We start from the raw sequence: 15,693 nt of genomic DNA, 5'->3' as shown, positions 1-15,693 counted from the left end.
GTCTCCGCGGCGGCATTACGCCACCAAGGCGCGCATCGAGGTCGGAAACCATTAGGCTGGATAGGTGACTGAAACAACCCGCATAAGCTCATCCCTGCCGACCAGTCCTGCCGCCGTGCCCACGACTGCGGACTATCCTGAGCTCGACGCCTGGCGTGGACTGCCGATATCCCAGCAGCCGCAATGGCGTGACGATGCGGTCTATCAATCTTCCATTTCGGAATTGTCGACTTTGCCTCCACTGGTTTTTGCCGGTGAAGTCGATGTCCTCCGTGAACGCCTCGCCGCAGCCGCTCAGGGAAAGGCTTTCCTGTTGCAGGGCGGCGACTGCGCCGAAACCTTCGAGGCGGCAACCGCCGACCGGATCAGCGCCCGTGTCCGGACCATACTGCAGATGGCCGTGGTGTTGACCTACGGAGCCTCGCTGCCGGTTATCAAGATGGGCAGGATGGCCGGGCAGTTCGCCAAACCGCGTTCGTCCAATGAAGAAACCCGCGACGGCGTAACGCTGCCCGCCTACCGGGGCGACATGGTCAACGGTTTCGAATTCACCGATGAATCCCGCGGGCATGACGCATCACGGTTGGTCAGGGCGTACCACACGTCCGCATCGACGCTGAATCTCATCCGCGCCTTCACGCAGGGCGGTTTCGCTGATCTGCGCCTGGTACACCATTGGAACAAGGGCTTCATGGCCAACCCGGCCCACTCGCGGTACGAATCGCTGGCTCGGGAAATAGACCGGGCGATGAAGTTCATGGAGGCCTGCGGCTCGGATTTCGAGGCGCTCAAGCGGGTCGAATTCTTTGCCAGCCACGAGGCGTTGCTCCTCGACTATGAGCGGGCGTTGACACGCATCGATTCCCGCACCGGAACTCCGTACGACACCTCCGGGCATTTCCTCTGGATCGGCGAACGGACCCGCGATCTCGAAGGCGCCCACGTCGACTTCCTGTCCAAGGTACGTAATCCGATTGGCGTCAAGCTCGGACCGAAAACCACCGGGGACGATGCACTGCGGTTGATCGAGAAGCTGGACCCGAACCGCGAACCCGGCCGGCTGACCTTCATCACCCGTATGGGTGCAGGCGCGATCCGGGAGAAGCTCCCGCAGCTGGTGCAGAAGGTTACTGACTCCGGTGCCCAGGTGCTGTGGGTGTGCGACCCGATGCATGGTAATACCGTCACCTCTCCCAATGGGTACAAGACCCGCAATTTCGACGACGTTGTCGACGAGGTCCGCGGGTTCTTCGAAGTGCATAACGCGCTTGGAACCTTTCCCGGCGGGCTGCATATTGAGATGACCGGCGACGACGTGGCGGAGTGCCTCGGGGGAGCGGATCCTATCGATCAAGATGCCTTCGTGTCCCGCTACGAATCGGTTTGCGATCCACGGTTGAATCACATGCAGTCATTGGAGATGGCCTTCCTGGTCGCCGGTGCCCTCAGCAAGAGCTAGGGCCGCCGGCGGCCGCGCCTATCCGGTTCCACGCCTTCGCGACGTGATTCCGGCACGGCCACGAGGTTGTCCGGGTCTAGACCACGGTCAGGGTAACAACTGAACCTTTGGGGACGGATTGGTCCACTGGGTCCTGGTCCCGCACGGTTCCGAAGAAGCCGCCCAGGATGTTGTTGACTTCCACCTCGAAGCCAAGCCCTTCAAGCTCCTGTACGGCATCCTCGACCTGGTCGCCAATGAAGTTTGGCACCTCGACCATTTCGGGCCCTTTGGACATCGTCAGGGTCACCGGGTCGCCGCGGAAGAGCTGTCCCGCCGCGGGCTCCTGGGAAACGACTGATCCCGCCGGAATGCTGGGGTGGAAAACGGTTTCGTCGGCGATGACCGGGTCAAGACCGGCCGCCCCGAGCGTGCTCGTCGCCGCATCCTGCGGCTCGCCCACCACGGAGGGAACATCGATGGGTTGCGGGCCCTTGGACACAGTCAATTCGACAGACGTGTTCCGCCGACGCTCTTCACCTGCGGTAATGCTTTGCGTGAGCACGGTACCGGCGGGTTCCTCTTCATTGAACTCTTCAGTGACATTTCCGGCCGACATGCGGGCATCCTGGAGCGTTTTCGTGGCTGCTTCCAGACTCTGTCCGGTGACATCGGGAATGGCGAAGAGTTCCGGACCCATCGAGACGAACAGGGTAACGTCCTCGAACTTCCGGATTTCCATGCTGGCCTCCGGTTGTGCGCGGACGACCAAACCGGCGGAAATCCGCTCATGATGTATGTCTGTGACGGTCGACTCCAACCCGCGCTGGGTTAGCAACTGCTGGGCCTCGGCGACGGTCTTCTCGGTAACCCGGGGAACCGTTGTCAGCGCGCCCGGGCCGACGGCCAGGAACCAGGCTGCGGCACTGGCCAGCAGTGAGATAACCACCAGCACAATAATCCACAGCAGGGCGCGCCGGCGGGGATTGCCGCGGCGCAGGCTCTGCTCCGGCCGCTGGGCGGCCTTGGCCCGCTGTTTGTCGAGGGTCTTCTGCCTGCGCTTGTCCTGGCGGCCTTCCGCCCTGGCGGAGATCGGAGAGGCGGCGTCCGGGTCATAGTCCTGTTGCTGCCGGGGGGCAGCGTCCCCGGTGGGTGATCCCTGCCGGGAGATCACTGTCGTCGGGTGCAGCTTCGGATTAATGACTTGGGTATGACTGGGATCAACCTGTTGCCCGCCGGAATGCGCACCCGGACGGAGGGCGCCCGGCATGACCGTTGTCGCGGTGTCCGCCCCTGGTCCCTGCCGTGGAATGACCGTCGTCCTGCCGTCGTCGTTCCCGGACGCAGGGGACTCAGCAGCCGCCGCCGGCCGCTCAGCATGGAAGTCGAGTTCGGCATCAGACAAAGTGGTCCGGATATGCCGCAGCTCACCAAGGAGCGCGTTTCCGTCGATCGGCCGCTCGTCAGGATCAGCAGCGGTGCACCACTGGACCAGTTCGTCCAGGTCCTCTGCCAGTCCGGGCAGTTCCTGCGAAGGGGCCGGCACCTCGGAATTGACGTGTTGGAAGGCGACTTGGATCGGAATCTCGCCGGTATACGGATGATGTCCGGTCAGCATTTCGTAGAGCATGATGCCTACGGAATAGATGTCGCTGCGGGGATCGGCAGCGCCGCCGGTCACGAGCTCCGGGGCGATATAGGCGACCGTCCCGATGAGCGTTCCCGTATTTGTGCTTGTCGATACTGCCCGGGCGAGGCCGAAGTCGCCGATCTTGATGCGGCTGTCTTCGGCGATGAGTACGTTCTCGGGCTTGACGTCCCGGTGGACGAGTCCGGCTTCATGCGCGGCCGCGAGACCCTCAATCACCGGGTCCAGCAAAGCAAGGGCCAGCCGCGGGGTCAATGGGGCCTTGTCGTCTATGACGGCGCGGAGTGTGTGGCCGGGGACGTATTCCATCACCAAATACACCAGTTGGTCGTCCCGGCCCTGGTCAAGGACACCTACGACGTGGGGATGCGATAACCGGGCCGCGGCTTTGGCTTCCTGGCTGAACCGGTGCAGGAAGCTTGCGTCTTCGGCCAAGTGGGCGTGCATGACCTTCAGTGCGACGTCCCGTTCCAGCCGCTGATCTGTGGCCAGATAGACGGTGGACATGCCTCCCCGCGCCAATCGGGACTGCACAAAGTAGCGCTGGTCCACCACAGCGCCCACCAAAGAGTCAGTTACCCGTTCCTGCACCCTTCGATCCTAGATGTTCCGATGGAAAGGGCCCGAATCAACATGCGATCCGGGCCCAATCAACGACTTGGCTTTTGCCAGTCCGGTTTACCGGAACCGCTTCTGGTGCGCCTTGACGGACTTCACGTACTTCTTCGTATCGTCATAGAAGCCGTGCTTATTGACCGACCATTGCCCCTGGTAGTAGGAACCGATCGCTTTGTCCGTTGAATCACTCGTCCGCAGCAGCGCAGCAATAATGGCGACGCCGGCGGTGATGTTGTCATGCGGATCCAGCAGGTTCAGTTGCCGGCCGACCAGCTGCGAGGCCCACTCTCCCGAGGACGGAATCACCTGCATGGTTCCGATGGCGTTCGCCGGTGAGACCGAGCGGTGATTGAAACCGGATTCCTGGTAGGCATGGGCCAAGGCGAGCGACGGCGGAACACCCATCTGCCGGGCCGTCTGGACGATGATCTCCTGGACCTGAGCCGACGACGGGGCAGGGGCTTTCAGCAGGGCAGCCATGTTGACGTTTGCCTTGGCGACCACGTGCTTGGGGTAGGTGTAATGCAGGAAGGTATTGGGTACCAGATTGTCGGGAGCGGGGCTGTCTCCGGCAGGTGATGAGCCACCGGGAATGGACAGCTTGTTGCCCGGGTAAATGACGCTGTTCAACCTCATGTTGTTCGCCTGCAGGAGGGCGCTGAGCGAGACGCCGTGCCGGGAGGCAATGGCCCCCAACGTGTCTCCGGATTTCACCGTGTAGCTGCCCGAGGATTTCTTTTGCTTCGCCGGGGCTTTCGGTTTCTGGATGACGTTGGGCTCGTTCGACTGAGGGGCCACCCGGCTGCCCGAGACTTTGATGTTCTGTCCGGGATAGATGACAGACCGGATGTTGAGCCCGTTCAGCTCGAGGATATGCTGGGTGCTGACTCCGTGCCGGCGGGCTATGGCACTGATGGTATCGCCCGACCGGACCGTGTAGGAACTTGCGGATGAGTTCGCCGGTTTCTGCTTCTTGACGTTCCTGGGTTCCTGTCTCTGCTGCTGCGGAGCAGGTGCGGAACTGCCGGACAGTTTGATTTTCTGTCCAGGATAGATGACCGACCGCATGTTGAGTCCGTTCGCAGCGAGAACACTTTGGGTGCTGATTCCGTGCCGGCGGGCTATCGCGCCGATCGTGTCTCCGGATTTGACCGTGTAGGTTGAGGCGCTGGAGCCGTTTGAGTTGGAGCTGGCAACCCTCTGGCTCTGCGATGTACCTGCATTCTGTCCCTGGCGGGCCTTGGCCTTTCCGCCGAGCCGGATATTATCTCCCGGATAAATAACAGTGCTGGCGCGCAGATTGTTGAGCTGCAATAGGGCATGGGTCCCGAGCCCATACTGCCGCGCGATACTACCGACTGTGTCGCCCGCCTGGACTGTATGGCTCTTAGGGGCCTTCCGCTGCGTCGGGGCCAAAACCGATGGCAGGTTGGCGGCCACCATGGAAGCAGGCACCACACTGCTAACAGGTCCGGCGGCGGCAACAGACTGCGTCAACGCCTGGGGCAGTACCCGCGGCGCGCTCAAGGTTGGAGCTGCCTGGGCCGGTTGCGCGAGGGCAAGGGAAGAAAGTACAACCGCTGGAATGGCAGCAGTCGAGACTGCGGCGCTGAGTTTCGTGCTCCGCCGCGCACCACTTGGGGCACTCGCTGAACGTGAAATGGGCGTCGACTGGCGCTGGGGACTCATCTATGGGTTCCTCGTCTGGTCTGTGTTTGCGGCACCGTCAGGCATTGCCCTCATGATGGATGCGGTGAATGTTGCAATTGGTGCATATGTTTCGGATGTGACTATTGAGAATCTACACCATATTTGCCATAGCACAAGGGTGTAATTTCCACTGGCAACAATATGACTTACGGCGAGTCTTTCCGGCTGGCTATGAAGCATGACCCGCGGCGTGGCAGTCTTAACGCGTGAACGAACTTCAAAACCTGATAACCAATTGGCTGACGCTTCCCGATGCGAGCGAGCAGCTGGATTTGCCAATAAACAAGGTGCACAGCCTGTTGGACGAGCGCGCCCTGATAGGTGCGCGTATCGGCGAGCGGAATATCCGGAGCATTCCAGCCGAGTTCCTTATCGACGGGCATGTGCTGGAAAGCCTCAAAGGAACCATCATCGTATTGGGGGATGCCGGGTATGAGGATGAGGAGATGCTCAGATGGCTCTTTACCCCTGACGACTCGTTGCCTGGCCGTCCCATTGATGCACTGCGTGAGGGACGCAAGACCGAGATCCGGCGCAGGGCGCAGGCACTGGCCTGGTAAGGGCTGACGCGGAAGCTACGATGCCCGGTGGACGGCAGCCTGGGCAAGAACGGTCAACGCCTGCCGTGTAGGGGCGTCCACGGAGAGTTGCGCCAACGCGGTAAAGGCCTGGTCCGATAACTCCCGGATGAGATCCTCCGTTGCCGCAAGTGCACCGCAGCCGTCGATGATCTGCCGCAGGCGGGCCACATCTGCCTCACCCAGGTCCGGGTCGCCAAGGTTCTGCTCGAGTACAGCTGCATCGCTTTCGGACGCAAGGCTGAGCACGTGACCGGTCAGGACGGTCCGTTTGCCCTCCCGGAGGTCGTCACCGGCCGGTTTTCCAGTAGCTGAGGGGTCACCGAACACACCGAGTACGTCGTCGCGGAGTTGAAACGCCTCTCCGAGCGGGAGCGCGAACCTGGAGTATTGACCCAGCAGGTCGTCGCCGGCACCGGCCAATGCACCACCGAGCATCAAGGGATGCTCTGTGGAGTACTTGGCGGACTTGTAGCGGATGATTGCGCGTGCCCGCCCGACGGCGCTGCTCCGGTCCCTGCCCGGCCCCGCCACTTCCTCCAGCACGTCGAGATACTGTCCTGCCATGACTTCGGCACGCATCCGGTTAAACACCTTCCGGGCCGGACTGTTATGCCCGGCGGCGCCCCCGATTGAGGAGAATAGTTCCTCACTGAACGACAGGCATAAGTCGCCCGTCAGGATCGCCGCGGCCCGGCCAAATGGCTCGGGATCGAGTGCCCAGCCACGCTGGCGGTGCAGCGAACCGAAGCGCCGGTGGACACTTGGCCTGCCCCTGCGGGTATCCGAGTTATCAATGATGTCGTCATGGATCAGTGCGGCCGACTGGAACAGTTCCAGCGCCGCACCGGCCGACGTGACCTCAGGGGCCGTGGCTTCGCCGCCTGCGCCGCGCCAGCCCCAGTAGCACAGGCTCGCGCGCATTCTTTTGCCGCCGGTCGACAAATCGGCGATGGCATCGAGCAATTCAATTGCGTCGGGGGAGATGTCCAGCAGCTCCGTACGGCGTTCCGCCAGGAAGTCCGTGAGGCGGGTTCCGACCGCGGAGATAAACCACTGTTGGGAGCCGCCGTCGTTGTCCGAGGGGGGAGTGGTGCCGTTCAGCTGTGAAGTCACGTGCCCAACTCTACTGATTCAGCTGATACATGTGCCCCGATGGTATAGGTCGTCCCGCCGTCGGTCTCGACAGCTGAAATGTTGACGGTCTCCGTTCCCGCATTGCGGGCGTAGGTTTTAGACGCCGTTCCATCGATGGAGCTTCCTTCCAAGGCTTCGAAACCTTGGTCCGCAAGTGCGTCGTCGTAATAATCGAGGACTTTCGCGGCCGGCGCTTCTGTGGCCGCAACCAGGGAAATGGCGACGGCGTCGCCCGCAGTTTGAACGTCCGAGACCAGCACTTCGGAACCGTCAAAGACAGGAACCAGGTCAGTGGGGAAATCCTCCATCAGCGGATTTGCAGACGCAGAGGCCGCGGCTGCGGCGGAAGGACTCGAAGAGGGAGAAGAGACCTGTGTGGGTTCCGTAATGGAAGGGGCTGCGCTGCTGGACGTCGTTTCCGGTTCCGGCGGGGACGCGTCGTTGCCGGCAGGACCGGCGCATCCGGAAACCAGGATTGCGGCGGTTAAAGTGGTAACGAGTCCAACGGCTCTGGCCCTGCCGCTTGCGTCGCCTGAAAACACTGGTGCTCCTTGTGCTCGCGTTGCCGTGGCGGTCATGGGGCCATTTTAGCCAGTGACGCCAAAGTGCCGGAGCCAGCGCTTAAGATGTGACTGTGATGCTCCCGTCAGACGGCGGTTCGCGCGGTTCCGCTCCACAGAACCTGGACTGCACAATCCTCCATGTCGATATGGACGCGTTTTTCGTCTCCGTTGAGCTGTTGGATGCGCCACAATTCCGGGGAGTTCCAGTCATCGTGGGCTCGGAATCGACCCGCTCCGTTGTGCTGTCCGGTTCCTATGAGGCCCGGGCCTATGGTGTCCGGTCCGCTATGCCGATGGCCGTGGCGCGGCGGCTCTGCCCGCATGCCGTCATCATTGAACCTCATCAGGAGAAGTACCGGAACGTCTCGCAGCGAGTGATGGCGGTTTTCGCCGAAATCACCGACTTGGTGGAACCGCTCAGCGTGGACGAAGCGTTCCTCGACGTCAAAGGGGCCATCCGCCGGCTCGGACTGCCGGAGGAAATAGGTCAGCTGATCCGCCGCCGGGTCGAAACCGAACTGGGGATTACGGCGTCGGTAGGCGTGGCCAGCAGCAAATTCGTGGCAAAGATCGCTTCCACCCGTGCCAAACCGGATGGTCTGCTGGTCATTCCCAAGGACGAAACCGTTCCCTATCTCCACTCGCTTCCGGTCTCTGCACTGTGGGGCGTTGGCGCCAAGACCCAGCAGGCGTTGGCCCGGTTGGGAATTTCGACCATCGAAGACGTCGCCCAGACACCGCCCTCCACACTTAAACGGGCTCTTGGGGCAACGGGGGAGCATGTATACAGACTCGCGTGGGGTCAGGACGACAGGGCTGTGACCCCGGTCCGGGTGGAGAAAAGCATTGGCGCTGAGGAGACATTCGTCACAGACGTTGACTCTGGTCAGGTTCTGCGCACTGAGTTACTTCGGCTCGCACACCGGACGGCATCACGGCTCCGCTCCGGAAGCATTTCGTGCAGGACGGTCGCGATTAAGGTCCGCTTTTCCGATTTCAGTACCTTGACTCGTTCGAAGACCCTCCCCGAACCGGTGAACAGTGCTCAGCTGATCTACGCCGCTGCAGCCTCCTTGTTGACCGCGTTGGGGCCTCTTCCGATGAGTGTGCGGCTGATTGGCCTGCGCGCGGAGTCGCTGGAGGAAGACACCGGAACCATGGACCAGCTCACGATCGACCGGCGCGATGATAACTGGCGGGCAGCTGAGGCGGCCCTGGATCGGGTCAACCGAAAATACGGGCAGGACAACGTTCAACCGGCCAGATTATTGCCACGGGAGGGAAGACCGCGCTAGGAAGCCGCTTCGCAGCCTGCACCTGCGGAAATTACAGCTTTCACAACGGACGAATGCCATCTATCCTAGAGGTAGGCAGATCAATCATTTGGCAGCCCGCCTGATGGCTGTGACCCTCACCGGCCACCCGTCACGGCCATGTTGACGTCGGCACTTACCGTAAGGAGGCAGCAATGCCACTCTCGGAACACGAACAAAAGCTGCTTGAGCAATTGGAACGGCAGTTGCAGGCCGACGACCCCAAATTCGCCAGCTCGCTGGGGAATGACCGGATGCACGCCCTCTCGACGCGCCACATCGTTATTGGTGCGCTCGCTGCTGTGGTGGGCTTATTGGTCCTTTTGGTCGGCGTATCGGCGCAACTCATCTTCGTTGGCGTAGGCGGCTTCCTCATCATGGGGGGAGGAGTCTACTGGGCCTCCACCCAGGGTGCGAAAGCGGCTGCCCGCAAGGACAAGAAGGCAGGCAAGTCCAAGTCCCAGGGAAACTTCATGAGCAATCTGGAGGACCGCTGGGAGGATCGGCGCAGGGAAGAACCCTAAGGCGCTCCACTTAGCCCCACAGCAGACTAAAAGTTCGATTTCAGGATCCGCTTCGGCGGATCCTGAGTCATTTAATGAGCTATATCGCTGGAACCCTTGGAAAATTTCTGTGTGCCGGCCGCACCGGGGCGATTTGCCCTCCACTTCCATCCCCACGCAATAAATCCCACCGCTACAGGCATCCGTGGGATGACACACCCTTGTTTTCGACGCTTTGGCGTTGACGGTGGTGGATTGTGGAGTAAAGTGGAGCCTATTAGAGGGCGATGGTGGCCATGGAGGGAATTTTCCCCGGATCGGCAAGGCGGTGGCGATGTTTCTCGGAACACATTCGCCGCGGCTGGACGAGAAGGGGCGGATCATCCTCCCGGCGAAGTTCCGCGAGGAGCTTTCCAACGGTCTGGTTCTCACACGGGGACAGGAACGTTGCATCTACGTCTTCAGCCAGCGGGAATTCGAAAAGGTTCATGAGCAGCTGCGTGAGGCGCCGATCTCCTCACGTCAGATGCGTGATTACGTTCGGGTTTTCCTGTCTGGTGCCTCTGACGAAGTTCCCGACAAGCAGGGCCGGGTGACTATTCCACCGGCACTTCGCGACTATGCGGGGCTTGGCCGTGAATTGGCCGTCATAGGCGCTGGTGCACGTGCCGAGATCTGGGATGCCCAGGCTTGGAGCGAGTACCTGGACGAGAAGGAATCCGCCTTCTCCGACACCGACGAGAACGCACTACCGGGGGTCCTCTGAACGATTAGGGGCGACCGCCGCAAAACTTCAGTTTGCTTGGACGAGATCTCCAGCCGGCCCGACCGGACTGATCATCCTGACTCACCTTCCCCGGTGTCAGGCGGATCAGGAAGTCAGGTGCGGATGGGGATCTGGTTTAAGTAACCAGCCGCACGATGAAGGGAACGGTTCGAGGACATGAACGCAGAGCAGCCAACCGCCGGGCGTCACGTCCCGGTGTTGCGCGAGCGCTGTGTCTCCCTGCTGGAGCCCGCCATTCAAGCCTCCGGTGCCGTGGTTATCGACGCAACGCTCGGAATGGGCGGGCACAGCGAATCCATGCTCCAAAGGTTCCCCGGGTTGCACCTGATCGGTATTGACCGCGACGAGGAAGCCCTCGCCCTGGCTACGGACCGGCTGGCTCCCTTTCAGGACCGGATTGATCTGGTCCACGCTGTCTATGACGAGATTCCCGACGTTCTGGACGATCTGGGGGTGGATGAGGTTCAGGGAGTCTTGTTCGACCTGGGTGTCTCCTCCCTTCAGCTGGACGAACGCGACCGCGGCTTCGCCTACTCCTACGATGCACCGCTGGATATGCGGATGGATACCAGCACCGGCCAGACGGCGGCTGATGTGGTTAATAACTATTCCGAACCCGAGCTGCGGACGATCATCCGCAGGTGGGGCGAGGAAAAGTTTGCGGGCAGGATTGCATCCGGAATTGCTGCGGCCAGGACTGAGCAGCCGATTACGACGACGGGGCGGCTCGTCGAGGTGATCCGCAGCGTCGTTCCCGCCGGCGCCGCCCGCACCGGCGGACATCCGGCAAAACGGACGTTCCAGGCTCTGCGGATCGAGGTCAATGAGGAACTCGACGTCCTCGAGCGTGCGGTTCCGGCGGCCGTTGACGCGCTGGCCCTTGGCGGACGGATGGTTGTCCTCTCGTATCACTCCCTTGAGGACAAGATCGTTAAATCGGTCCTGGCCGGCCGCTCGCAGTCCTCGGCTCCGCGGGGCTTTCCCGTTGAACTGGAAGAACACAAGCCGGAACTTAAGCGTCTGGTCCGGGGTACGGAAGCCCCGACCGAGGTCGAAATCGAAGAAAATCCACGGGCCGCATCGGCCAAATTACGTGCTGTGGAGCGCATCAAAGACAGGAGAGCGGCATGAGCCAACCAGCCCCAGCCAACGTTCAGCCGTCCACCGGCGCAATAGCGGGCAATACTGCCCGGGTGCTGCCCGACGGCGGTGCGCCGCAGCAGCATCCCAGCCCGCAGAGGCGAACACCGCTCTCGCTGGTGCCGGCAAGAAGCGGTCGGCGGCGCACGCCGTTCGTCGTCTTTTGCTTCCTGACGCTCGCCGCCGCCCTGGTCGGCGTGCTGGTGCTGAACGTCTCCGTATCGTCGGGCCAGTACAAGCTCGTGGACCTGCACAACAAGCAGGTTTCGCTGGCACAGAAGAACGAAATGCTGACACAGCGGCTCAAAACCCACCAGGCTCCCCAGAATTTGGCCTCCGCGGCTGCAGAATTGGGAATGGTAAGTTCACCGTCGTTTGGAACCATCGATTTGGAAACCATGAGCCTTTCAGGCAATCCCAAGCCGGCAGAGGACACAGAAGGTCCGGAAGCGCGCATCCCGGCACCGGATGTGGCGATCCAGCCCCGGCTGGCCGAACCATCTGCATCCTCCGCAGCGTCGCGGGAGGAATCTTCGGCCCCATCCTCGGACCAAGGCACGGAAGGTTCCGGCGATGGCGGGCAGGAAGCAAGTGCATCCAGCGAAGGTGAGGCGCAGGCTTCGTCCGGAGGCGACGCGCAGTCTTCTTCCGAAGGCGAGGCACAAGCCTCCTCCGGCAGCGACGAACAAGCCTCCTCCGGCAACGTAGTTCCGGCTCCGGCGCAAGCGGAGCCGAGGGAACTAAACGGAGGCACCATCCCGGCGCCGCAGCAGCAATCGGCGCAGCAGTAAGTACTCGACAACCAATGACGGGGACACTTTGTGGCACTGATCAACGCTAAGAGCAGAAGGACAAGGCTGTCCGGCACCACCCGGAGGCTGCGGGCCGGTCTGGCGGTCATGCTGATGCTGCTGCTCATTCTGAGCGGCCGGCTGTTCCAGGTCCAGGGTCTGGATCCGGACGGTATGGCGCAGGCGGCCATCGACAACCGGGTCCGGACTTTTCCGGTGGCTCCTCTGCGCGGGGACATTATTGGCGCCCAAGGCGATGTCCTGGCCACCAGCGTGCAGCGGTATGACATCACCGTCGACCAGCAGAACGTCCTGGACGAGTTCACCCGGATTACTCCCCAGAATGAACTGGAAACGGTAACGAAAGAACAAGCGGTCCAGGAGTTGGCCGGAATACTGGGGCACGACCCGGAGGAAGTCAAAAAGGCCATCACCGGTGAGGACCGGTTCCACTACGTGGCGAAGTCTGTGTCGCCGGCCGTGCGGGACAAGATCATTGACCTCGGCATACCGGGAATCGTCGCCCAGGCAACGAGCCAGCGGACCTATCCATCCGGCGCGGTGGCTGGATCAATCGTCGGCTACCTGGGCTCCGACAACGCGGCATTGGCCGGAGTCGAGTTGACCAAGGACGACGTTCTCAGCGGAAAGCCCGGGGAAATCACCTATCAGATTGGTGCTGACGGGATTCCGATTCCCACGGCCCCACGGCAGGAGAAGCCAGCAGTCGACGGTAAGACCATCCAGCTGACCATTAACCAGGACATACAGTGGTTTGCCCAGCAGCAGATCGCCAGCCAGGTGGAGCGGCTCGATGCCGAGTGGGGCAACATTGTCGTGCTCGAGGCTGAAACCGGACGTATCGTCGCAATGGCGCAGTCGAAGAGCCCGGATCCGAATAACCCCGGAGCCACACCGGCCGACCGCAGGCAAGCGATGTCAGTGACGGAGGCCTTCGAGCCTGGCTCAACCGAGAAAATGATCACGATGGCCGCTGCCATCGAGGAGGGGATCGCCAAGCCGCTCTCCGAATTCACTGTTCCCCCGACCTACACGGTCAGCGGGCAAACATTCAGCGACGCTTTTGAGCACGGCACCCAAGAGCGGACCATGGCTGGTATCTTCGGCGATTCGATGAACACCGGAACGGTCATGATCGGCGAACAGCTCACGAAGCAGCAGCGGTACGACTGGTTGCGCAAGTTCGGGATCGGCGAACCGACCGGCGTTCCGTTGCCGGGCGAGACCGGCGGCATCCTCGCCCAGCCCGAGAACTGGGATGGCCGGCAGGAATTCACCGTTCTCTTCGGTCAGGGAGTGGCTCAGACAGCACTGCAAACCGCCGTCGCTTACCAGACGATTGCCAACGACGGCGTCAAGCTCAAGCCGCGTTTGATCGAGGCGTATATCGACCCGGATGGCACCCGGCACGAGGTTCCGGAACCGGAGGGAGTCCGGGTCGTTTCGAACGATACCGCGCAGATGGTCCAGGACATGCTGGAAACCACCGTCACCGACGCAGGCGCGCAGTTGGCCCAAATGGACAGCTACCGGGTCGGCGGCAAAACCGGCACGGCGGAGGCTCCGGGCGAACACGGCGGGTACGATGGGTACACAGCTTCGTTCGTCGGCATGGCTCCCATGGAGGATCCAAAGTATGTGGTCGGGGTAACCCTGCAACGGCCTCAGGGGGACATCTACGGTATCACCGCCGGGCCGACGTTCACGGCTGTCATGGGGCAGACACTGCATACCTTTGATGTCCCGCCGTCCACGGGAAAGCCCCCGCATCTGCCATTGTTTGCCAACAAAAAACCGGAGTAGTTCGTGCCAGAGAACAGCGGACCGTCCAATAGGACGGTCCTGGAAATGCGCCCGCGCAATACCGCTCCGGTGCGGGTCTCGACTATTGTCGAGTTCCTTCAGGCCTTCGGGGCCGGCTCAACGGCCAACCAAGGCCCGCACCCCGCGGACGCCGGGGTCTCGGTCGTCGGGGTTTCCATCGACTCGAGGGATGTGCAGCCAGGTGATTTATACATCGGTCTGCCGGGTTCGAGAAGCCATGGCGCCGCATTTGCCGGCCGTGCCGTGGAGGCCGGTGCCGCGGCCGTCCTGACAGATCCCGATGGGGTCGGACAATTGGGGGAGTGCCCGGTGCCTGTACTCGTCGGGACCGACCTGCGTTCCGTCGTCGGGCCGTTGTCCCGTTTGATTTTCCAGAGCCAGCCGGCCGGAGTTCAGCGGCCAACCCTGTTCGGCGTCACGGGCACCAATGGCAAGACGACCACAACCTATTTGCTGAACTCCCTGCTGCGGGCACTGGATCACACCACCGGGCTGATCGGCACCATCGAAATCCTGGCGGGCGAAGAGGCCATCCCAAGCCAATTAACCACTCCGGAGTCACCGCAGGTGCATGGCTTGCTCGCATTGATGCGGGAGCGCGGCCTGACAGCAGCCGCCATGGAGGTTTCCTCGCACGCTATTGCCTACCGGCGGGTCGATGGGGTGAAGTTCGACGTCGCCGGGTTCACCAATCTGACGCAGGACCACCTTGACCTGCACGGCGACATGGAAGATTACTACCGGACCAAGGCGGGCCTGTTCACCCCGGAGCGTGCGCGGCATGGCGTGGTTGTGGTTGACGACCAGTGGGGGGAGAGGCTCGTCACGGATGCGAAGATACCGGTCACTACCGTCGCTTCAGCAGGGCGCCCCGACGCCGACTGGACCGTGACCTCCGTTGAATCCGCCGGCCTCGGGCACCGGTTCGTGCTCCGCCACCGGTCGGGGGATGTTCTGAGATGCCACACCGGCCTGCCCGGGGACTTCAACGTGGTCAATGCAGCGCTGGCCGCGGTTATGGTGCTCGAATCCGGCGCATCGCAGGCCCGGATCCAGGAAGCCCTCGATGCCAGCGACCCGTTTACCGTCCAGGTCCCCGGACGTATGGAGCTGATTGCAACTGAGCCGGCTGCCATCGTTGATTTCGCCCACAATGCCGATGCACTCGAACGCGCCTTGCAGTCGGTACGCACCCCGGATTCCGTGGGCCGCGTCATTATAGTTTTTGGCGCCACCGGCCAGCGGGACCAAGGCAAGCGATCGATTATGGGCGCGGTGGCGGCACGGAACGCCGACGTCGTTATTGTTACCGATGATGACCCGCACGACGAAGATCCTGCTGGGATCCGTACAGCGGTGTATGAGGGCGCGGCCCAGACCAAGGACGACGAAGATCTCGGTTGCGAACTGCACAACATCGCGCCGAGGGCCGAGGCCATTGCGGCCGCAGTGGAGATGGCGACGGCGCAGGACGTGATCCTGGTGGCTGGACGGGGCCATGAGATCTGGCAGGAGATTAACGGCGTGAACCATTCGCTCGACGACCGGGTGGAGCTCCGAACGTCCCTCAGCCGTCGTGGATTCACCCCCGTGCCTGGCATAGCGGTAGAGTCCTGAGTCGA

13 protein-coding genes are annotated in these 15,693 nt (G+C 62.0%); 9 read left to right on the top strand and 4 right to left on the bottom strand.

Annotation, left to right across the window (positions count from 1 at the left end):
* Positions 1–82 precede the first annotated feature (82 nt).
* Positions 83–1,459, top strand: coding sequence for a class II 3-deoxy-7-phosphoheptulonate synthase (locus ACX80B_RS11030; protein ID WP_459296140.1), 1,377 nt, complete (start codon positions 83–85; stop codon positions 1,457–1,459).
* Between the two features lie 76 nt (positions 1,460–1,535).
* On the opposite strand, the gene ACX80B_RS11025 is transcribed toward ACX80B_RS11030, so the two are convergent.
* Together ACX80B_RS11025 and ACX80B_RS11020 are read right to left on the bottom strand one after the other, a co-directional pair.
* Complete coding sequence (locus ACX80B_RS11025) at positions 1,536–3,677, bottom strand: Stk1 family PASTA domain-containing Ser/Thr kinase (RefSeq protein WP_459295993.1); 2,142 nt, start codon at positions 3,675–3,677, stop codon at positions 1,536–1,538.
* A gap of 87 nt (positions 3,678–3,764) precedes the next feature.
* Positions 3,765–5,393, bottom strand: coding sequence for a LysM peptidoglycan-binding domain-containing protein (locus ACX80B_RS11020; protein ID WP_459295991.1), 1,629 nt, complete (start codon positions 5,391–5,393; stop codon positions 3,765–3,767).
* Between the two features lie 248 nt (positions 5,394–5,641).
* Between ACX80B_RS11020 and ACX80B_RS11015 the strand changes: the two genes are divergently transcribed.
* Positions 5,642–5,974, top strand: coding sequence for an Rv2175c family DNA-binding protein (locus ACX80B_RS11015; RefSeq protein WP_459296138.1), 333 nt, complete (start codon positions 5,642–5,644; stop codon positions 5,972–5,974).
* A 15-nt stretch (positions 5,975–5,989) separates the two neighbouring features.
* Here ACX80B_RS11015 and ACX80B_RS11010 read toward each other — a convergent pair whose 3' ends face one another.
* Both ACX80B_RS11010 and ACX80B_RS11005 read right to left on the bottom strand, forming a co-directional pair.
* Positions 5,990–7,096: a polyprenyl synthetase family protein gene (locus ACX80B_RS11010; RefSeq protein ID WP_459296136.1), complete on the bottom strand. Its 1,107-nt coding sequence runs from the start codon at positions 7,094–7,096 to the stop codon at positions 5,990–5,992.
* Positions 7,097–7,104: 8 nt separating this feature from the next.
* The gene (locus ACX80B_RS11005; RefSeq protein ID WP_459295989.1) at positions 7,105–7,671 is read right to left on the bottom strand and encodes a hypothetical protein; all 567 of its coding nucleotides are present in this window, start codon (positions 7,669–7,671) and stop codon (positions 7,105–7,107) included.
* Between the two features lie 95 nt (positions 7,672–7,766).
* Here ACX80B_RS11005 and dinB point away from each other — a divergent pair, with 95 nt between their 5' ends.
* The 7 genes from dinB (at position 7,767) to ACX80B_RS10970 (ending at position 15,688) form a co-directional block, all read left to right on the top strand.
* Positions 7,767–8,987, top strand: coding sequence for a DNA polymerase IV (gene dinB / locus ACX80B_RS11000; protein ID WP_459296134.1), 1,221 nt, complete (start codon positions 7,767–7,769; stop codon positions 8,985–8,987).
* Between the two features lie 173 nt (positions 8,988–9,160).
* A complete protein-coding gene (locus ACX80B_RS10995; protein ID WP_459295987.1) occupies positions 9,161–9,529 on the top strand; it encodes a DUF3040 domain-containing protein in 369 nt (122 codons plus the stop codon).
* Positions 9,530–9,842: 313 nt separating this feature from the next.
* Positions 9,843–10,274, top strand: a complete 432-nt coding sequence (gene mraZ, locus ACX80B_RS10990; RefSeq protein WP_459295985.1) for a division/cell wall cluster transcriptional repressor MraZ — start codon at positions 9,843–9,845, stop codon at positions 10,272–10,274.
* A gap of 177 nt (positions 10,275–10,451) precedes the next feature.
* Positions 10,452–11,426, top strand: coding sequence for a 16S rRNA (cytosine(1402)-N(4))-methyltransferase RsmH (gene rsmH / locus ACX80B_RS10985; protein ID WP_459295983.1), 975 nt, complete (start codon positions 10,452–10,454; stop codon positions 11,424–11,426).
* The gene (locus ACX80B_RS10980; RefSeq protein ID WP_459295981.1) at positions 11,423–12,226 is read left to right on the top strand and encodes a hypothetical protein; all 804 of its coding nucleotides are present in this window, start codon (positions 11,423–11,425) and stop codon (positions 12,224–12,226) included. Before rsmH ends, ACX80B_RS10980 begins: the two co-directional genes overlap by 4 nt.
* A gap of 30 nt (positions 12,227–12,256) precedes the next feature.
* Positions 12,257–14,050, top strand: coding sequence for a peptidoglycan D,D-transpeptidase FtsI family protein (locus tag ACX80B_RS10975; RefSeq protein ID WP_459295979.1), 1,794 nt, complete (start codon positions 12,257–12,259; stop codon positions 14,048–14,050).
* A 45-nt stretch (positions 14,051–14,095) separates the two neighbouring features.
* Entirely contained in the window at positions 14,096–15,688 is a 1,593-nt protein-coding gene (locus ACX80B_RS10970; RefSeq protein WP_459296132.1) for a UDP-N-acetylmuramoyl-L-alanyl-D-glutamate--2,6-diaminopimelate ligase, read from the top strand.
* Positions 15,689–15,693 lie beyond the last annotated feature (5 nt).

It is taken from the genome of Arthrobacter monumenti, from assembly GCF_054511255.1.
This window is presented reverse-complemented; position numbering and strand designations above follow the sequence as displayed.

Excerpts from the sequence above, each read along its gene's own strand:
- ACX80B_RS11020 (WP_459295991.1), bottom strand. The coding sequence starts at position 5,393 with ATGAGTCCCCAGCGCCAGTCGACGCCCATTTCACGTTCAGCGAGTGCC.
- dinB (WP_459296134.1), top strand. The coding sequence starts at position 7,767 with ATGCTCCCGTCAGACGGCGGTTCGCGCGGTTCCGCTCCACAGAACCTG.
- ACX80B_RS10995 (WP_459295987.1), top strand. The coding sequence starts at position 9,161 with ATGCCACTCTCGGAACACGAACAAAAGCTGCTTGAGCAATTGGAACGG.
- mraZ (WP_459295985.1), top strand. The coding sequence starts at position 9,843 with ATGTTTCTCGGAACACATTCGCCGCGGCTGGACGAGAAGGGGCGGATC.
- rsmH (WP_459295983.1), top strand. The coding sequence starts at position 10,452 with ATGAACGCAGAGCAGCCAACCGCCGGGCGTCACGTCCCGGTGTTGCGC.
- ACX80B_RS10980 (WP_459295981.1), top strand. The coding sequence starts at position 11,423 with ATGAGCCAACCAGCCCCAGCCAACGTTCAGCCGTCCACCGGCGCAATA.
- ACX80B_RS10970 (WP_459296132.1), top strand. The coding sequence starts at position 14,096 with ATGCGCCCGCGCAATACCGCTCCGGTGCGGGTCTCGACTATTGTCGAG.